18 protein-coding genes and 1 pseudogene are annotated in these 18,790 nt (G+C 63.8%); 15 read left to right on the top strand and 4 right to left on the bottom strand.

Annotation, left to right across the window (positions count from 1 at the left end; translation table 11 throughout):
• The first annotated feature begins 22 nt into the window (after positions 1-22).
• The 5 genes from A3AS_RS0112955 to A3AS_RS48275 all read left to right on the top strand — a co-directional run bounded on the left by A3AS_RS0112955 (position 23) and on the right by A3AS_RS48275 (position 4,808).
• The gene (locus A3AS_RS0112955) at positions 23-961 is read left to right on the top strand and encodes a carbohydrate ABC transporter permease (protein WP_018318007.1); all 939 of its coding nucleotides are present in this window, start codon (positions 23-25) and stop codon (positions 959-961) included.
• The gene (locus tag A3AS_RS0112950; protein ID WP_018318006.1) at positions 961-1,872 is read left to right on the top strand and encodes a carbohydrate ABC transporter permease; all 912 of its coding nucleotides are present in this window, start codon (positions 961-963) and stop codon (positions 1,870-1,872) included. Before A3AS_RS0112955 ends, A3AS_RS0112950 begins: the two co-directional genes overlap by 1 nt.
• 6 nt (positions 1,873-1,878) lie before the next feature.
• Entirely contained in the window at positions 1,879-2,979 is a 1,101-nt protein-coding gene (locus A3AS_RS0112945) for an ABC transporter ATP-binding protein (RefSeq protein ID WP_018318005.1), read from the top strand.
• A gap of 34 nt (positions 2,980-3,013) precedes the next feature.
• Positions 3,014-4,003, top strand: coding sequence for a hydroxyacid dehydrogenase (locus A3AS_RS0112940; RefSeq protein WP_018318004.1), 990 nt, complete (start codon positions 3,014-3,016; stop codon positions 4,001-4,003).
• A 259-nt stretch (positions 4,004-4,262) separates the two neighbouring features.
• Entirely contained in the window at positions 4,263-4,808 is a 546-nt protein-coding gene (locus A3AS_RS48275) for a hypothetical protein (RefSeq protein WP_018318003.1), read from the top strand.
• Between the two features lie 64 nt (positions 4,809-4,872).
• Here A3AS_RS48275 and A3AS_RS43410 read toward each other — a convergent pair whose 3' ends face one another.
• The gene (locus A3AS_RS43410; protein WP_018318002.1) at positions 4,873-5,334 is read right to left on the bottom strand and encodes a DUF1993 family protein; all 462 of its coding nucleotides are present in this window, start codon (positions 5,332-5,334) and stop codon (positions 4,873-4,875) included.
• Positions 5,335-5,495: 161 nt separating this feature from the next.
• On the opposite strand from A3AS_RS43410, the gene A3AS_RS0112925 reads away from it, so the two are divergent.
• The 7 genes and pseudogenes from A3AS_RS0112925 to A3AS_RS0112895 all read left to right on the top strand — a co-directional run bounded on the left by A3AS_RS0112925 (position 5,496) and on the right by A3AS_RS0112895 (position 14,455).
• Complete coding sequence (locus A3AS_RS0112925; RefSeq protein WP_018318001.1) at positions 5,496-6,275, top strand: transporter substrate-binding domain-containing protein; 780 nt, start codon at positions 5,496-5,498, stop codon at positions 6,273-6,275.
• A 14-nt stretch (positions 6,276-6,289) separates the two neighbouring features.
• Positions 6,290-6,778 (top strand): hypothetical protein, encoded by a 489-nt coding sequence (locus A3AS_RS0112920; RefSeq protein ID WP_018318000.1) that lies wholly within the window; start codon positions 6,290-6,292, stop codon positions 6,776-6,778.
• A 788-nt stretch (positions 6,779-7,566) separates the two neighbouring features.
• Positions 7,567-7,842, top strand: a pseudogene (locus A3AS_RS49995) (DUF2147 domain-containing protein); the annotation flags it as partial.
• A 459-nt stretch (positions 7,843-8,301) separates the two neighbouring features.
• Complete coding sequence (locus A3AS_RS0112910; RefSeq protein ID WP_157644265.1) at positions 8,302-11,094, top strand: PAS domain-containing protein; 2,793 nt, start codon at positions 8,302-8,304, stop codon at positions 11,092-11,094.
• Positions 11,091-12,668, top strand: coding sequence for a CHAT domain-containing protein (locus A3AS_RS0112905; protein WP_092258052.1), 1,578 nt, complete (start codon positions 11,091-11,093; stop codon positions 12,666-12,668). The genes A3AS_RS0112910 and A3AS_RS0112905 overlap by 4 nt, the downstream gene beginning before the upstream one ends.
• A 34-nt stretch (positions 12,669-12,702) precedes the next feature.
• Positions 12,703-13,941 carry a hypothetical protein gene (locus tag A3AS_RS0112900; protein WP_157644264.1) on the top strand — a complete coding sequence of 413 codons (1,239 nt, stop codon included), beginning with the start codon at positions 12,703-12,705 and terminating at the stop codon, positions 13,939-13,941.
• A gap of 157 nt (positions 13,942-14,098) precedes the next feature.
• The gene (locus A3AS_RS0112895; RefSeq protein ID WP_018317995.1) at positions 14,099-14,455 is read left to right on the top strand and encodes a hypothetical protein; all 357 of its coding nucleotides are present in this window, start codon (positions 14,099-14,101) and stop codon (positions 14,453-14,455) included.
• A gap of 86 nt (positions 14,456-14,541) precedes the next feature.
• Here the strand turns inward: A3AS_RS0112895 and A3AS_RS0112890 are convergent, their stop codons facing one another.
• Both A3AS_RS0112890 and A3AS_RS0112885 read right to left on the bottom strand, forming a co-directional pair.
• Entirely contained in the window at positions 14,542-14,946 is a 405-nt protein-coding gene (locus A3AS_RS0112890; RefSeq protein WP_018317994.1) for a cupin domain-containing protein, read from the bottom strand.
• A gap of 15 nt (positions 14,947-14,961) precedes the next feature.
• Positions 14,962-15,660 carry a ribonuclease activity regulator RraA gene (locus A3AS_RS0112885; RefSeq protein WP_018317993.1) on the bottom strand — a complete coding sequence of 233 codons (699 nt, stop codon included), beginning with the start codon at positions 15,658-15,660 and terminating at the stop codon, positions 14,962-14,964.
• 258 nt (positions 15,661-15,918) lie between these two features.
• Here A3AS_RS0112885 and pxpB point away from each other — a divergent pair, with 258 nt between their 5' ends.
• The 3 genes from pxpB to A3AS_RS0112870 are packed head-to-tail and all read left to right on the top strand — an operon-like array spanning position 15,919 to position 18,487.
• On the top strand, positions 15,919-16,650 hold the full coding sequence (gene pxpB / locus A3AS_RS0112880; protein WP_018317992.1) for a 5-oxoprolinase subunit PxpB: 732 nt from the start codon (positions 15,919-15,921) through the stop codon (positions 16,648-16,650).
• Positions 16,647-17,684 (top strand): biotin-dependent carboxyltransferase family protein, encoded by a 1,038-nt coding sequence (locus tag A3AS_RS0112875; protein ID WP_018317991.1) that lies wholly within the window; start codon positions 16,647-16,649, stop codon positions 17,682-17,684. Before pxpB ends, A3AS_RS0112875 begins: the two co-directional genes overlap by 4 nt.
• A 32-nt stretch (positions 17,685-17,716) precedes the next feature.
• Positions 17,717-18,487, top strand: a complete 771-nt coding sequence (locus A3AS_RS0112870) for a LamB/YcsF family protein (RefSeq protein ID WP_018317990.1) — start codon at positions 17,717-17,719, stop codon at positions 18,485-18,487.
• 126 nt (positions 18,488-18,613) lie between these two features.
• Here the strand turns inward: A3AS_RS0112870 and A3AS_RS46575 are convergent, their stop codons facing one another.
• Entirely contained in the window at positions 18,614-18,766 is a 153-nt protein-coding gene (locus tag A3AS_RS46575; protein ID WP_165637618.1) for a hypothetical protein, read from the bottom strand.
• Positions 18,767-18,790 lie beyond the last annotated feature (24 nt).

Raw genomic sequence — 18,790 nt, 5'->3', positions numbered from 1 at the left:
GAGCTGATTCAAGGAAGCTGAGATGGCCGATGTCGTCGTCGAGCAAGGTCGCGCCGTCCGTGCAAGGGGCGCGCGGAAGGGATCAAGCCTGCGCAACGCGCTCGGACGGAAATCGACGGTGGCGTTCTTCCTGACGCTTCCGCTGATCCTACTGATCGTCCTGCTCGTGCTCTACCCCGCCTTCTACTCGGTGTACCTCGCGACGCTGAACAAGGCGATGACGAAGTTCGTCGGCCTCAGCAACTTCACCTTCCTGTTCAAGCGCGAGACGTTCTGGATGGTGGTGCGGCAGTCCTGCATCTTCGCCATCACCGCGGTGGTCTTCAAGGCGCTGATCGGTTTCATCGTCGCGCATTTCGTCCACAACATTCCGGGCAAGAAGCAGCGCAAATGGCGCGGCATGCTGCTGGTGCCCTGGGTGATTCCGCCGGCGATGAGCACGCTGGCCTGGCTGTGGCTGTTCGATCCCTCCTACAGCGCCTTCAACTACACGCTGTCCTTCTTCGGCGTCGGTCCGATCCCCTGGCTCGGCGACACTTTCTGGGCGCGCTTCTCCGTCATCCTGGTCAATGTCTGGTACGGCGCGCCGTTCTTCCTGATCATGTACCTCGCCGCGCTGAAATCCGTGCCCGAACAGCTCTATGAGGCCGCGGCGATCGACGGCGCCAACTGGTGGCAGCGGATCTGGTACGTGACGCTGCCGATGATGCGCAACATCATCGCCATCACGACGCTGTTCTCGCTGATCGTGACCTTCGCCAATTTCGACATCGTGCGCATCCTGACGTCAGGGGGCCCGCTGGATACGACGCATCTGTTCGCCACCTGGGCATTCCAGGTCGGCATCCAGAGCAGCGATATTCCGCTCGGCGCCTGCGTCTCCCTGTTCATGGTGCCGATCCTCGCCGTCGCAGCGATCTTCATCCTGCGCGATGTCAACAAACGCGGGAATGAAGCCTGATGAGCACGCTTGCAATCGACAAGGCCGGCCCCTCCCGCAAGATCAAATACGGCAGCATGAGCCGCGACCGCACCTGGGCGCTGCGCTGGTCTTATTTCTTCCTGGTGCTGTTTGCGATCTTCTTCCTGACGCCCCCGATCTACATGCTGATCACCTCGCTCAAGAGCAGCGCGGAAATATCGGCGGCGACCAATCCCTGGTGGGTGTTCCATCCGACGCTGTCGAATTATGTCGAGCTCCTGAGCTCGAACCAGTTCCTGCGCTTTTTCTGGAATTCGTCGATCGTGTCGATCGTGGTCGTCATCATCACGATGCTGATCAGCATCCCTGCCGCCTTTGCGCTGGCCCGGATGAAGTTCTGGGGCTCGGCGACGCTGGCCACCGGCGTCTTCCTCACCTATTTGATCCCGGACAGTCTTCTGTTCATTCCCCTGTTCAAGGTGCTCGGAATGGTCCAGGACATCACCGGCATCACGCTGCTCAACAGATGGTACGTGCTGCTGTTCATCTATCCGACGCTGACGGTGCCGTTTTGTACCTGGATCATGATCGGCTATTTCGCCTCGATCCCGAAGGAGCTGGACGAGGCCGCGCTGATCGACGGCGCCTCCTGGCTGCAGACCCTGACGCGGATCTTCATCCCCGTCGCGCTGCCCGGCCTGATCGCCGCGACCATCTTCGCGTTCACCGTATCCTGGGCGCAGTTCCTCTATCCCCTGGTGTTCACGACCTCGGTGGACCAACTGGTGCTGCCGGTCGGCATCACCACGACGCTGATCAAGGGCGACGTCTTCAACTGGGGACAGATCATGACCGGCGCGCTGCTCGGCGCGGCGCCGCCGCTGATCATCTACGCCTTCCTGATGGACTACTACATTGCCGGCCTGACCGCCGGTGCGACAAAGGGTTGATGTCTCATGGCTGACGTTGCTTTGCGGAAAGTGGTTAAGCGTTACGACGACGTCGAAGCCGTGCGCGGCATCGATCTGGATATCGCCGACCACGAGTTCATCGTGCTGGTCGGCCCCTCCGGTTGCGGCAAGTCGACGACGCTGCGGATGATCGCAGGCCTCGAGGACATCAGCGACGGCGACATCATGATCGGCGGCGACGTCGTCAACGACGTGCCGCCGAAAGACCGCGACATCGCGATGGTGTTCCAGAACTACGCACTCTATCCGCACATGACGGTCGCGGAGAACATGTCGTTCGGGCTGCGCCTGAAGCATTATCCCAAGGCCGAGATCAAGGCGCGGGTCACGGAAGCCGCCCGCCTCCTCGACATCACCGACCTGATCGACCGCAAGCCGAAACAGCTCTCGGGCGGCCAGCGCCAGCGCGTCGCGATGGGCCGGGCCATCGTGCGCAACCCGAAGGTCTTCCTGTTCGACGAGCCGCTGTCCAATCTCGACGCCAAGCTGCGCGTGCAGATGCGGATCGAGATCAAGAAGGTGCACCAGAAGGTCCGCACCACGACCGTGTACGTCACCCACGACCAGGTCGAGGCGATGACCTTGGCCGACCGTGTGGTGGTGATGAACAAGGGCAAGATTGAGCAAATCGGCACCCCGAATGAGCTCTACCACAAGCCGGCCACGCGCTTCGTCGCCGGCTTCATCGGGTCGCCCGCCATGAACTTCATCCCGTGCCGGCTCGAGGACGCCGGCGGCACGCTCCAGATCCGGCTCACCGACCGCATCGCGTTCGCGCTGCCGCCGGCCCGCGCGGCGCGCTACAACGCGCTGCCGCGCACCGACAAGCTGCTGCTCGGCCTGCGGCCCGAGCATCTCACCGAGTCGCATGCGCATCTGGGGCCGGGCGTCGAGACCTTCGAGACCGTGCTCGACGTCACCGAGCCGATGGGAATGGAGACGCTGGTCTATTTCGGGCTCGAGGGCACGCCGATCTGCGGCCGCGTCGATCCCAACGCCGGCGCCAAGGACGGGGCACCCATGCGTTTGGCGATGGACCTCAATAACATGCACCTGCTAAACGAGGCGACCGGCGTCGTGTTGTGACGCCGGTCCAAGAAACTCGCGCAGGCAGGGGACGATGGCGACCAACAAGAAGAAGATTTTCGTTACACAAACTTTGTCGCAAGGGGCACGCGCCCTCCTCACCCAGCGGGACGATATCGAGCTCGTCGAGTTTGCGAACCTGATTTCGGCCAGGGATTTCGAGGCCTTGCTGAAGAGCCATGCGCCGGTCCATGGCGTGGCGCTCGGCGCCACCGCCTTCGGCGAGACCGAGCTCGAGGCATCCAAGGACATGAAGGTCGTGACCCGCATCGGCGTCGGCTACGACGCCGTCGACGTGCCCGCCCTTTCCCGCCGCAAGGTGCCGCTGATGGTCGCGGGCAGCGCCAACTCGCCCTCGGTCGCCGAGCAGGCGCTGTTCATGATGCTGACGCTGGCCAAGCGCGCGAACGAGTTGCACGCCTGCGTCAAGGACGGCAAATGGGCCGACCGGCTCGGCATGCTGCCGTTCGATCTGTACGGCAAGACCGTGCTGATCATCGGCTTCGGGCGCATCGGCAGCCGTACCGCCAAGCGGTGCCTGGCGATGGAAATGACCGTGCAGGTCTACGATCCCTACAAGCCAGCCGCCGAGATCAAGGCCGCCGGCTGCGAGCCCGTCGCCGACCTCGACGTCGCGCTGCCTCACGCCGATTTCGTCACCATCCACTGCCCGAAGACGCCGGAAACCGTCGGTCTGTTCGATGCAGCGCGGATCGGCCGGATGAAGCCGAAATCCTATCTCATCAACACCGCGCGCGGCGGCATCGTGAAGGAAGCCGCGCTGTACGACGCCCTGGTCTCCGGCAAGCTCGCCGGCGCCGGCATCGACGTGTTCGAGGTGGAGCCGCCGCCGGTCAGCAACGCGCTGTTCGCGCTGCCCAACGTCATCATCGCCCCGCACGTCGCCGGCGTCACGGTGGAGGCGGTCAGCCGCATGAGCGAGCAGACCGCGCGCAACATCCTGAGTGTGCTGGACGGCGATCCCATCCGGCAGAACATCATCAATCAGGACGTGCTGGGCTGAACAAGCCGAAAGCGGATGGACAAAGCGCGATGAATCGTCATCGCGCTTTAGTTATTGTTTGAGCATGATCTTTTCGGAAAACCGCTGCGCACTTTTCCGGATCATGCTTAGTCCACCCGCCTTCGGAAGGCCAGAATGCGTCCCATTTTGGTGCAGATCGAGCCCCAACTCAGCCTTAATCAAGCGCGCGTAATGGTGACGGAAGCGCGGCGGCAGCGGGACAGGACTAGCCGGCCGTGCCGAGCTGGAGGATCAACCCTTGTCAGAGATCGACCCGACCGACCACGCGCTGGCGACCATCGCCAGCATCCTGGAGCACCCCGAGCCCGTCCTCGTCATTCGCAAGACCGAGACGGAGATCGTGGTTGCCGGAGAGCGCGAGCACGTGGACCCCGACGAGCATCAGGTCGTCGATGAGTATTCGGCTGTCGACGAGCATCCGTCGGTCGACGAGCATCAGTCAGTCGACGAGCATCAGTCAGTCGACGAGCATCCAATGGTCGAAGAGCAGCCGCTGGTGCCGGAGCACACCGATGCCGACGGCTACAGCAAGGTCGGGCCCGGCCCCATGGTGGCGATCCGCCTGAAATGGACGGTCCATCGCGGCGATGACGGCCAGTATTACGTCCACGAGACCATCGGCGAACAGTCCACGCCCGTGGTCAGCGGCCCCATGACGAGTGAGGCCGCGGTGCATTTCGTCGACGTCCAGCAGGACGAGGCGAACAGGCGCTTCGAGCAGCTGCGCAGCGAGATCGCCGGCCGCAGCTCGCTCGCCGACTACGAGCGCAAGGGCGAAGCCTAGCGCTCCGGCCCCAGGTCTCCGTGCACCTCTCCCGAAGGGAGAGGTGCACACCGAGCCTCGCCAACTACTTCCTTCCCAGATAATCCTTCTTCACCAGCTCGACACCTGCATGCCGCAGCAGGTCGTAGGCGGTCGTGACGTGAAAGAAGAACTGCGGGACACTGAACGTCAGCAGCAGCGCTCGCCCGGTGAAGGGCAGCTCGGTCCCGTTCTTCAGCCTGAAGAAGACATTCCGTTCCGCCGCCGCATCGATCTCCGCACGCGGCAGGCTTTCGATGAACTCGATCGAGGTTGCGATCCGCGCCTGAAGCCCGGCCATGTCGTGCTCCAGCGCCGGCAGCGCCACCGGCTCGAGCTCCGCAAGCAAGGCCGGGGCGACCACGGCATGCCGGCAGGCCTCGCCGACCTGCTGCGCCAGATCGTACATGTTCGGGGCCAGCCGCATACCGAGCAGAACGGCCGGATTGAACTTGCGCGCCTCCGCATACGCCACGCCCTTGTCGAGCAGTCCCGACAGGTTGCGCAAATGCGGGACGAAGAGGCCGACAGAGCCTCGTACATCGAGATCGTCACGTCCAGATTCCCTTCAATTCCATCTCGCCAGCGACTGGCATCTGGTCTAAATCCACCCCTCAAGAGCTGCACAATGACAGCTCGCGCAGGGGTGGAAAAGACATGATCGTACGGATGGCTGTTCGAATCTTGGCGGCTGCGGCCGTGGCGTTGCTGACGAACATTTCGGCTCACGCGCAGCAGGCGACCTCGCGCCTCGACGAGATCGTCAAGCGCGGCACCTTGCGCGTCGGCATGACCGGCGACTACAAGCCCTTCACCTATCTGGACAAGGCGACGCAAAAATTCAGCGGCTTCGACGTCGACATGGCGGAGGCGCTCGGCAAGGCGCTCGGGGTCAAGGTCGAGTTCGTTCCGACCGCCTGGCCGGAGCTGATGAAGGATTTCGAGGCCGACCAGTTCGACATCGCCATGGGCGGCGTATCGGTCACGTTCGACCGGCAGAAGAAGGGCTTCTTCTCGACGCCGATCATGCGCGAAGGCAAGACGCCGATCGCACGCTGCGCCGACGTCGGCAAGTACCAGACGCTTCCCGATATCGACAAGAAGGGCACCCGCGTGATCGTCAATCCCGGCGGCACCAACGAGCGCTTTGCGCGTGCCAACATCAAGGACGCCGAGATCACCGTCTTCTCCGACAATACCGTGATCTTCGACGAGATCGCCAAGGGCAACGCCGATCTGATGATGACGGACGCCTCCGAGACGCGCTACCAGCAGAAGCAGCACGCCGGCGTGCTCTGCGCGGTGCATCCCGAAAAACCGTTCGACTTCTCCGAGAAGGCCTATTGGCTCCAGCGCGACATGGCGCTGAAGGCCTTCGTCGACCAATGGCTGCATATCTCGATGGAGAACGGCAGCTACAAGAAGATCTATGCAGCGTGGTTCGACTAGCAATGCGACGGGAATTGGCAATCGCAATCGCGCTCGGGATCAGCGGGGTCCACGGTGCGGTCGCGAAGACGAAGTTCACGCCCGCGACAGGGCCGGCCTGCAAGGACGTGTCGACAAATGAACTCGGCCTGTGGACCTGCCCGGGTCCGGCCGGTTACGTGGTGAGCTTTGCCGACGAAGGCAATATCGTATCGGTCACGATTGCGCCTCGGAGCGCAATCGAGAAGGTGTCCGGGCCGACCGCGCAATGGCGCGGCGCCGGCAAGTCGTTCGGCGAAAAGGTGCAATGGATCATGCGAGCCGGCGTGCCAAGGGCCGCGGTGATCCGCACCTGGCGACAGGTCGGCGAGGATGAGAAGGAGCTCCAGGAGCTCTCCGTGTTCGCGATCGATGGCACGAAGGCCTGCCTCGTTGGTTCGGTCGATGTTCATGCCGATAAAGCGAACGACGCAGCGCTTGCCCGCGCCCACCAGGCCGCCAATGCGGGTTGTCCGCGGAGGTAGACGCCGCGCGCTGAATCTTCGCCGCTCAGGCGCGCCAAATTGGAGCGGGGCCGCCCTGCCCAACTCCGGGCAGAGTTCGGCGTTATTGAACCAAGGTCGGCACGCGCACGACTTATACCGAGGACAGTGATCTAGATCACTTTTGAAGAACGAACCGAGGCGTAAGCGTCGGTCCGGGACTATCTGCTCAGGAGATGGAAATGAGGAAGCTGTTGGCCGCGGTCGCATTCCTGTTGGCGAGTACAGCTGCTCAAGCACAGTACACTTTCGAATATGGCGGACGCACCATCCGGATCGATCCGGACCGCGGCACGGTGCAGATTCCCGGCGTGTACGACAACACCGGCCAGGCCAAGGCCAAGAAGGCCAAGAAGAACGACCAGGCGCCGCAGCAGGCCACGGTCGATCCGCAGGCACCAGCCGCTCCAGCTCCCGCTCCCGCCGCCCCGCCCGCAGCGGTGCAGGCGCCCGCGGCTGCTGCGGCCGTGGCGCCGCCTCCTGCGCCACCACCGCCGGCGCCTCCGCCGACCACGACCGCCACCAACGCGCCGGCTGATACGGCCGTGCTGCCGCCGCCTGCGCCGCCCCCGGCCCCTGCGCCCGCTGAGCAGCAGGCAGCGCCCACCGTGGCTCCACCGCCCGCTCCGACCGTCGCTACTGCGCCATCGGCGCCGCCTCCGCCGCCCGCTCCGGCGCCTGCCGCCGCTCCCGTCCAGGCGGCCGCAGCCACGCCGGCTCCGGCAGCCGCGGCCACACGCGACCTCAGCTCGCCGCTCGGCGTCTGGCTCACCGAGGAAAAGGAAGGCAAGGTCCGCATCGAGCAATGCGGCAGCAATCTCTGCGGCTACTCGGTTGATTCCAAATCGAACCAGAATGGCGAGCAGGTTCTGATCAACATGAAGCCCAGCAAGGACCAGAAATGGTCCGGCCGCATCCTCGATCCGAACTCCGGCTCGACCTACGATTCGACGATCGCGATGAAGGGCACCGACCGCCTGCGCGTGCAGGGCTGCGCCTTCGGCGGCATGTTCTGCGGCGGCCAGACCTGGACGCGGGTGAATTGAGCGGCGCTGATTGCACGTGAGCCAACGTGGCGCAGGTAGGCTGACGTTTTCGTCACACAACCTGCAATCTATGATCCGACTGGCCGGGATAGTCGTCGCTATCCCCGCCCATGCGAGCCGGGGCCTCGTGTCGTAGGACCGCTCGATTCAAATGCCCCCATTGTGAACCATTTCATACTCTGCCCGCCGAAGTTGCTTCTAGTCTGGATTGATCGCCAGACCCTTTGCGACCTGTTTTACCGCGCAGTCGGCACCGTTTCGCCGAGATTGAGTAAACTGAAAAAGTCATTTGCCGATCTTCTTTCGGCGCCGATAGTTGCGTAAGCGAGCGAGGTTGTTATGGAGGAACTCCGTGCGACGCCATCGCTAGTCTCAGGTGACTGGGGCCCCGGCTTGTTGATGTCGGAGGAAAGCATACGACGCCATGTGATCGGCGCGCTCCGAAGTCGGCAGACAAGCTTGACGACCGCGCTGCAGCCACTGGTCAACGAGCAAGCGCGGATGCTGGTTTCGGAGTTCGGTTTCGACGCTCAGACCGTCGGCAAAATCCTGCAATCGCAAAATACCATGCTGAGCGTATTGTCGGATCGGTATGACGCGCTCGATGAAGCCGCACATTACAGCGAGATTCCCTTCGTCGAACTGGCGAACGACGGCCGCATCGTCTATTCGAATGCGGCATTCGACAAGCTCATTCCCTGCAGGCGCGGCGCTGCTTTCTCCGGATTGTTCGGACCCCGTGCAGCCGACGTGTGCATGGCCCTCCGGGCAAATCACAACACGAGTTTGCGCGCGGACATCCAGACCCACGAAACGGTTCGTCAGGTCAGAGTCGAGATCGGCCCGTTGCGCGACGAGGATGGAAAGCCGGGCAATTACGCACTCCTGCTCGACCAGAGCGCTGAACAGAGCCGCCTCGATGCCTTGCAGGATGGCGTGCTCCGCACCGACTTGACAGGCAAGATCCGGTTCGCAAACGAGCGCGCGGTGCAGGTTCTGGGCTTCTCGGAATCAGAACTCAAGGAGATGTCGCTCTCCCTCGTGTTCGGATCCGAGGACGAGGGAACGACGAACCTGTTCGCCGAATGGATCACCAAACAAACGGGCTTCTCGAGCTTCGTCAGGCTCCGCCCGAAAGACGGTCGTTCCGTTCTGGCAAGGGTGAGCGGAACACCTTACATGGAAGCACCGAACAGCTCGGCAGGGCTGTTGGTGCTGTTCGCTCCTCTTGCCGAAGATCGCGCCCGTCGTGAGCTCAAGACGATTCTAGCCGAGCACGATGATCCGCAAGAGATCATCGAGGCAACGCTTCAGGCCATCGGCAAAGTCATCCCGTTCGAAATGAGCACGTTCGGGGTCTACAACGATCTCAGCGATTATTGGCGAGCGGTCACCGTCTTTCCCAGACCCAGCTGGGAGTGGAGCACGCGTTGGTTCAAGGTGCCGCCCGGCGTGATCGATTGGCTCGAGCAGGGCAAGACGTGGGACAACAATTTGGCCGCGTTCGTCGAGCGCCTCAATCCGGAGGAAATGGACAACCCCGTGAGCAAGGCCATCATCGCCGACGAATTCGAGTCGATGATCGTATTGCCGATCCGCAAAGCCGGAGGCCGGTTTGGAAGTTCGCTTGCTCTGCTGTCCCGCAAGCACCAATACACGGCCTCGGATCTGCGCACGCTGCAAAATCTCGGCGTCGAGGAGATATTGCAGGCCGCAGACGCCGCCATGGAACACGCCCAGGCACGCGCCTTGCGCAAACTCAAGGACGATTTGAACAAGGCAACGAGCGCACGCGTCATCGCCGAGCTGCTGGCCACAGGCACCACGAAATGTCTGGGCTGGGAGTATGTCGGCGTGTTCCGGGTCGATCGCCGCCGCAGCAAGTTCGTGCTGGTCGCCGAGCACGTCAAGAACGACCGAAACCTGCTCGTGAAAGCTCCTGACCGCAGGGCCGAGTACACCCAGGAGCTGTCCAGCGGCATGCTCGGCAGCTGCCTGGCCGAGCGGAGCATTCTGGTTGTTCCAGACATCGGCGATACCGAGAGGAACTACGGCTTCATCAAAACCGCACCCGATCAGCGATCCGCCATGACCGTCCCCCTGTTCGTGAATGGCAAGATCGAACTGATCCTGGACATGGAATCATCGGAGTTCAACGCGTTCCGTGGGCCTGATCAGGACGCGGCAAGTGGCCTCGCCGCCGACTGCGAACAGATCTTTGCGGCTCGCTGGCACGAAGCGATCGAGCACGCGCTCATGGATAGAATCGAGCAGGCGGCCGTGATCGTGGATGCCGTTGGAACGATCTGCCACATGAATGGTGCAGCCGAGAACATCTTCGGCCAGGCGCGTGACAAGAAGCTCTCGTCATTTGGCGCCCGGAACGAAGATTCCGTGCAACTGGCGGAATGCGGGATCCAGCACCGTCTTCACATCCACCTGACGATCGGCGACGCACCGCGCACCGAGCTGACGACTCTCGCAAATCGCGAGCCGTTGAATGACGATTATGGTCATCAACTCTGGCTGTTTACCAGCCTTGCGGACCAAAGCCGGGAGAGCGACTGGGGATATCTGGAAGAGACCGTCACGGCCGTTGCACGCGAGACCCGCGCCCCACTGTTGATGGCCGACGGCCTGCTGCGCGGCGCCGCGTCGCTCCTGAGCAAACCAGAGCTCATGAGGAATTGCGCCGAGCTGCTCGAGCAGGCCGCCAACCACCTGCTGAGGGCCGACCTGACTTTCGAACGTCTGTCCGATCGTCTGACCGTTCAGCAGACGCCGCAGGAGGCCCCCGAGAAATTCGACGTATTGGAAGTGCTTTATCACGAGGTCGAAGGCCTTCCCGTCGAGGATCGTGCCGCGATCGACCTCGTCGACCAGATTGCGATGCGTCATCCGGTGTTGGTCAAGGGATGGACGAAGAGGTTGAGCTTTGCATTTCGCTCCGCCCTCAGCTCTCTGCTGTTGTTGCGCATCACGCCGAACGACAGGTTGACCGTGACGATCGCGGAACGGCCGCCGCATCGCCTCTCGGTGTCTATGCGCCTGCCCGCGACGATTACCGACGCTCTGGCACCGTCGGCGGCGGATCCGATCGAGCAGAGCCAGCACCGAGCACGGCAGATGGCCAGCGTCGCGGTCGAGGCTATTCGCAAGGCTGCCGAACAGCACGACGGCGATCTGATCGAGCTGGACGGCGCGGGATTCGAGTTCAACCTGCCATTGTGCGCGCAGGAGGCACCGGTATGACAGCAAAGATTGCCATAGCCACCGCCGAACCAAGCATGTTCGAAACCCTGCGGGGACATCTGCTCGCGGCCGGAGTGGCCCTGGAGGACTTGTACGACAAGCCTCTGATGACCCCGGACCAGACCAGCGAGTGGCTCATCGCGAATGAGACTGAATTGCTCGTGCTCGACGCCCGGTTGCCGACTGACCCCAGCGCCGTATTCGACACACGCACGACCCTTGGCGCGAAGCACGTGCTCAACACCGTCGTCCTGGCCCAGGACCCCCACACCTCCGTGCTGGTCATCGCACCTTCGTTCGGAACCTGCGCGGACCTGGAGGAAGAGTGCCGAGCAGCAGGCAATGCGTTGATCCTGCCGATGGACGCGCTGCAGCTGCACCGGCATCGGATCTTGCGCCCGTTCATTGCGATGCTCACCGGGCATCCCGACGAGACGGATGCGATTCCGGGCGCGTTCCGCGTGATCGAGATCGAAATCCATAGCGCCAAGGTGGAATGCCGACTCGGAACGGGTGAAGACGGCTCTCCTATGCTTCGCTGGAACACCATCAGCGATCTCGATGACCTCAAATCTGCCGCTCAGACTTATGCGCGCGATGAGATGCCGCTGAACAACTGGCTCGGCCAAACGCGGGACATCGGAACACGCCTGTTCAAAAGCTTCGTTGTCAAAGCGATCGGCGAACATCTGTTCTCGCAGATCGAGAAGTCCGCGGGCGGGCTGGTGGGACTGTCGTTCCGGTTCGTCATCAGCGACGCAGGCTTTTATCCGGTGCCCTTCGAGGCGAGTGTACGTTATCTCTCGGAGGAAAATGGGCCATTCGTGCTGCTCTATGCGCCGATCGTCCGGCGCATTCCATCCTTTGTCCGCGGAAGGGCCAGTGAGCGGGCGCGGATCAAACCGGGTGCAAAACTGATGTTCGTTCGTTCTCAGATCGGCGAACATCCCGATCTGAAGCTCGACAGCGCGATCTGCGATGGCAAGAAATTCGACAAGCTTGGCAATATCGATACCGAACTGAAGCACGTGACAGAGCTGGGTGCCGCGGGCTGTTTCGATTTGAAGGTCGTCAACTTGTCGGACGCCCCTCCGGGCGAGGCCGCCCCCTATCTGCTGAAGCAGCTCGACGCATTCCGGCCGACCATTCTCCACTACGCCGGTCACGCCTGGAGCGATGGCCAGAAAACCGCAACCCTCGTCCTTCCCGGACTGCAACCGCAGCAAGCGGTCGGCCTGAAGCTCGACAGGGTGGCGGCATCCGACGGGCTTTCAACGACGACACTGGTCTACCTCTCGGCCTGCCGTGGCATCTCGAAGGGCTGCGTTCAGCAACTGGTGATGAACGGAATCCCCTACGCCTTGGGCTTCCGATGGAATGTCGAGGACGAACGCGCGCCGCAGTTCGCCAGGGAGTTCTATGACGAGCTCCACAAGACGCGGTCCGTTTGCGTCGCGTTCCGCAAAGCCTGTCGCGCATCGTGGGAAAGCCTGAACTACGACGAAGAAAGTCCGATCTGGCTCTCACCGATCTTGCTGGCGCAGTCGACCGATTGGGCAGCTCGCTGCCAGTGAGCAACCACTGAGCTGCTTGGAGTGGAAGGATGTCATGACAGTCTGGGCCACACTCAAGAACGTCGTGGAACACTGGGCGAGCCGCGAGTTGCGGCGCCCCTATGTCGGTTACGTCGCGTCGAGCGGTGGCAACGCGATGACCGCGGGACAGACCTTCCAGCCCGAAGCGAGCTATTTCGGCGTGCGCATGGTCGAAATGGGCTTGCGCGAGGGCGGCAAGTTTTTCAGCTCGTTCCTTCCGCTCGGCGTCGTGCTCACCGAGTTCAGCTTCGGCGACGGACGTCAGCGCCGACCCACGATCCTGAGCAATGACGAGATCGCCGCTCAGCTGAAGGCCGCCGGTGCCGCTCCGGGGTATGTCGACTTCAAGAATATCTACGCGGTCAGGCGCGCGCCCATGAAGCAGGATAATTTGTCCCTGTTCGTCGGGCTGTTCCGCCTTCCGTTTCACGACGTCGCGCAACAGGTCCTGCAACTGGCGGCCGACCTGACCACACAGACCGGGCTCGCGCCGGGCGTTTCCGACGGGTTGCGCGTGGCTGAAAAGATCTACGACCGGGTCGCGGGCCTGTTCGGACTCAACATCGTCACGCCCTTGTTCTCCTATGCCGACGGCAATGCGCTCGCCCGCAGCGGCTATCTCCTGGTTGCCGGCCCCGACCTGGACGAAGCGGTTGCCAAGCGACTGGTGGTGACCGACGACAGATTGCTGCTGGACGGCCAGCGCGTGTCTGGCCTGGACTATTGCCTTCTGGCCATAGAGTTCACGGCCAGCCTGCTGCCCGAGGGGCCTGATACGATCAACCCTCTCACGCAGCTCGGATTTCACCGACACTGGCAGGGTGTTGCAAGCAGCATCATGAAGCGGGAGCTGGAGCATGCAGACGAGCAGATGCTGACTCTGCGCTCCGAGGTGATCACTTCGCCTGAGCTCGCCGAAAACGATCGCCTCGTGGCCATCGGCGCCTACCAGACCAGCTACGATAAGCTTGTGGAGCGCGTGACACCCAAGAATGCTCACCGCGGCTGGGAAGAGGCACTCCTGGCCGACCCCAACGACAAGACAATCGCCAAACCGGCCGTGACAGAGCTCCTGAAGGGCATGCAGATCCGCCTGCTCACCGGCATCAAGGACGCCCCTGATGATCCGGACAAGCTTTTTGCATCCGAGGCGTTCGCATTGCGAAAGACAGTCGGCAAGACCCCGCTGGTCGATACAAACTCCGCCGTCTCGCTGGCGCGCGTGATCGATCGCACCGCGAAAACAAGGTGATGCTACGAACGCCAGCTTTCACGGCTCTGCCCGGCTGATGCGGCGGCGCTCCGACACGTTCGCGCTGGACCGTCCGACCGCATCCGTGACACCCCTCACATCGGTCCGCCCCGTGTCGTGACACGATGCCCCGCAGGTTCAGCCAATGGGGCGTGTCATGCGACATCTTTGCAAGGGTATCTTCGCCGCGATCTGGGCCGCCGCCCTGCTCTGCGGACAGGCAAATGCAGCATCGACCAGCTTCGACGGCGCCTGGAACGTGCGGATCTCGTCCTCGAGCGAGACCTGCGGCAACGGCGCCACCGTCGCGATCGGTATCAACAATGGGCAGATCGCATCGACCAGCGCCGCGGTGACGGCATCGGGCCGCGTGGCGGACGCCGGCAGCATCAATGTCATCTTGAGCACCGGCATCAAGCGCGCCGTCGGCTTCGGCCGGCTCAGCGGCACCTCGGGCTCCGGCACCTGGCGCGGTGCGCTGTGCACGGGCACCTGGACGGCGGAACGGATGTAGGTTGCCGTGTCCCGGGCGCGGTGCAGCCTAGGCGATGCGAAGCATCGTCCGGTAACGCTGCGCCGCTGATCCGGGACATGTGCGCCTCAGCCCAGCGCCGCGCCGTACTCCGCGTCTGTGACCGGCTCCAGCCAGGTCGAGTAGGTCCCGTCGAGCGCCTCCTGCATGGCGATGTGGCACATGCCGTTGGTCGGCGAAGCGCCGTGCCAGTGCAATTCACCCGGCGGGATCCAGACGGTGTCGCCGGGGCGGATCTCCCTGACAGGACCGCCCTTGGTCTGGACGCGGCCGACGCCGGAGATGACGTAGAGCGTCTGCCCGAGCGGATGGTGATGCCAATTGGTGCGCGCGCCGGGCTCGAAGGCGACGCGCGAGCAGTTCAGCCGTGCCGGTGCGGGCGCCATGATGATGGGGTCTTGCCACACGGTACCGGTGAAGTTTTCCTTGGGCGCGCGGCGGGTCAGCCGCGTGCCGGCAACAGTGATCTCCATGGGGTCCTCGCTTGGTTACTTCTTGCTGGCGGCGTAGCGCGCCTTGGTTTCCGCGTTCATGGGGTAGAGGCCGGGCAGCACCGCGCCGTTGTTCACCTCGTTGACGATCCAGGCCTCCATCCGCTCCTGCTCGACGCCCTCGTTGAGCACGTGCTCGAGCATCGCCTGCGGGATCAGCACGCAGCCGTCCTGGTCGGCGACCACGATGTCATTCGGAAAAACGGCAACCCCGCCGCAGCCGATCGGCTCGCCCCAGCCGACGAAGGTCAGGCCGGCGACCGAAGGCGGCGCGGCATAGCCGTCGCACCACACCGGCAGGTTGGTGCCGAGCACGCCCTCGACGTCACGCACGACGCCGTCGGTGACGAGCGCGGTGACGCCGCGCTTCATCATGCGGGCGCAGAGGATGTCGCCGAAGATGCCGGCATCGGTGATCCCCATGGCATCGACCACGGCGATGCAGCCCTCCGGCATCGCCTCGATCGCGGTGCGGGTCGAGATCGGCGACGACCAGGATTCCGGCGTCGCCAGATCCTCGCGCGCCGGCACGAAGCGCAGCGTGAAGGCCGGCCCCACCAGACGCGGCAGGCCGGGGCGCAGCGGCCGCGCGCCCCGCATCCACACGTTGCGCAGGCCCTTTTTCAGCAGGACCGTGGTGATGGTGGCAGTGGTGATGCCGGCGAGGATCTTGCGGGCTTCGGGGGACAGCGACATGGAAACAGACGAGCTCCGGATGGGCGGGAAAGAACGAGCGCATCTTGCGAGCCGGGCGCTTTGCGTCAAGGGCCAAGAGGCTATCAATAACGCAGGGCCGGTGGGCTGTTATGCGACGCGATAACAAAGCCTTATCGTGGCCTCCTGCATTAATTTATTGGACTTGCGGGCGCATTTACGCGAAGCAGGGGTGAGGCGGAACTCAAGGTCGAGCCCGCTCCCGCAAAAGCCCGATTTCGACAGCTCTTCGACAGCTCAATGGCCGCGACGCTCCCCCCGCCCCGCCTTCTGCCCAGTGGCGACAGCGCCGTCACGGTCGAGTTCAGCCGCACCATCGACGACGATGCCAACCAACGCGTGCTGGCGCTGGACAAGGCGCTCGCAGCAAGCCCGATCGATGGCATCACCGAGACTGTGCCGACCTATCGCTCGCTGCTGGTGCACTACGATCCCGGCAAGATCGGTTTCGATGCGCTGGGCGACCAACTGCTCCCGATCGCTATCCAGCCGCCGCCGCCGGTCACCAAAGCGCGGCGCTGGCGCATTCCCGTCGCCTATGGCGGCGAGCATGGCATCGACCTCGAGGATGTCGCCAAGGCGCTGAGCACCACGCCTGATGACATCGTCGCCCGGCATGCGGGCGGCGACTACAAGGTCGCCATGATCGGCTTCACGCCGGGCTGGTCCTATCTCAGCGGCCTCGACAAATCCCTGCACATGTCGCGCCGGCAAAATCCGCGGCTGCTGACGCCCGCCGGCACGATCTCGATCGGTGGCGTCCAGGCCGGGATCCAGTGCCTCGCCGCCCCGAGCGGCTGGCATCTGCTCGGCCGCACGCCTGTCAGAACCTATCAGCTCCACCGCGATCCAACCTTCCTCACCGAACCCGGTGACCGCGTGACGTTCTTCTCCATCGATCACAAGACCTTCGAGGAGCTGGACCGCGCTGCGGAAGCCGGCGCGATCGTCGCCGAGCAGGTGGACGCATGAGCCGGCTCGTCGTCGCCAGCATCGGCCCGGCAAGCTCCGTGCAGGACGGCGGACGCCACGGCGCACAGCGCTATGGTCTGACGGTCAGCGGCGCCATGGACCGCCTGTCGCTGGCTGCGGCGAACACGCTGGTCGGCAACGAGCCGTTCGCGGCCACTGTAGAGATCGGCCCGTTCGGCGCCGCCTTCACCGCGCGCGATGGCGCCGTGCGTGTTGCAATTTCAGGCGCGCCGCGCAATGCGGACGTCGCCGGAAACCCGGTCCCGATGGACACGTCGGTGACGCTGAAGGACGGCGAGACGCTGACGTTGGGCTTTGCCCGCGGCGGCGCGTTCACCTATCTCGCCATCGAAGGCGCCATCAAAGGCGAGATGGTGTTCGGCAGTCTCGCGGTGAATGCCCGCGCCGGCCTCGGCAGCCCCTACCCGCGCCCGCTCCAGGCCGGTGATGAAATTTCGGTCGATGCCGCGAGCGGCGCCCCGGAATTGCGGATCGAGCTGCCAAAGCCCGTGAGCGGTCCGATCCGCGTCGTGCTGGGGCCGCAGGACGACGAGTTCGACGACGCCAACAAGGCGCTGTTCCTGGACAGCGAGTGGAAGATCTCGGCGACCTCCGACCGCATGGGCTACCGGCTCGAGGGCCCCGCCATCAAGCATCTGCACGGCCACAACATCGTCTCCGACGGTACGGTCAACGGCAGCATCCAGGTGCCCGGCAACGGCTCGCCGATCGCGCTGATGATGGACCGCGGCACCTCCGGCGGCTATCCGAAGATCGCAACCGTCATCACCGCCGACGTCGGCCGCCTCGCCCAGACCTCGGCGGGAACCGCGTTCCGCTTCAGGGCTGTGCGCATGGCCGAGGCGCAGGACGAGGCGAGGAAATTTGCGCAACTGATCCGCAACCTGCCCGATCGCCTGCGCTCTGCCGACACCGTCGCGCTCAACATCGAGGCGCTCAGCGATGCCAACGTCGCGGGCTATGCTGTGAGCGCCGTGGATGCCGGGACCTGGCAGGTGACGGCGGAGCCATAAACGACACGACGACCAGAGGCGGAGAGCAACCCATGAAGACAATCGATCTCAATTGCGACCTCGGCGAAGGTTTTGGCGCGTGGGAGATGGGCAACGATCCCGCGATGATCGAGCTCGCAAGCTCGGTCAACGTCGCCTGCGGCTTCCATGCCGGCGACCCCGACATCATGCGCCGGACGGTGGAATTGGCGAAGGCGCGCGGCGTCTCGGTCGGCGCCCATCCCGGATATCGCGACCTGCACGGTTTCGGCCGCCATCCGATCGCGGGCCTGAAGGCGTCCGAGATCGAGAACCTCGTCGCCTACCAGATCGGTGCATTGCAGGCGATTGCGACCGCGGCCGGCCACAAGGTCACGCATGTGAAGGCCCATGGCGCGCTCTCCAACGTCGCCTGCGAGGACGACATGACGGCGAAGGCGATCGCCGCCGGCATCCGGGCGGTCGATCCCAGCCTGATCTTCGTCGTGCTCGCCAATTCCAAGCTGGTGAAGGCCGGCGAAGCCGCCAATCTGCCGATGGTGCACGAGGTGTTCGCCGACCGCGCCTATGAGGACGACGGCAATCTCGTCTCGCGCAAGAAGCCCGGCGCGGTGCTGCACGACGCCAAGGCGATTGCCGACCGCGTGGTGCGCATGGTGCAGGACGGCGCGGTGGTCTCGGTGACGGGCAAGGTCATCAAGATGCGCACCGACACGGTGTGCATTCATGGCGACACGCACGGCGCCGTCGAGATCGCGCGGACCTTGCGTCAGGCGTTGAAGGATGCAGGGATCGAAGTGGCGCCGTTCAAGCGCGGGGCGTGAGGCACATCAGGTGCCGCGATGCCGTAGGGTGGGCAAAGGCGCATAGCGCCGTGCCCACGATCTCTGCATGATTGACACAGGCGGTGGGCACCTTCGCTTGCCCATCCTACGAGACCGAGCAGGATCTTAGAACGGGTGTATCGACAACGTGCCGAACACGATCGCCGCGATCACGGCAAACGCACTGTAGAGCGCGAAATGATGCATGCTCGCCCCGGTCCGACGCGAGAGCGAGCGCGCGTAGAAGTGCAGCCTGGCTTCCGCCGATAGTTCGCGCATGGTCGATCTCCAACGCCCCATTTG

This window comes from Bradyrhizobium sp. WSM2793, from assembly GCF_000379585.1.
Taxonomy (GTDB): Bacteria; Pseudomonadota; Alphaproteobacteria; order Rhizobiales; family Xanthobacteraceae; genus Bradyrhizobium.
Note: the sequence above shows the minus strand (reverse complement) of the source record. Positions and strands in the feature narration are given on the sequence as shown.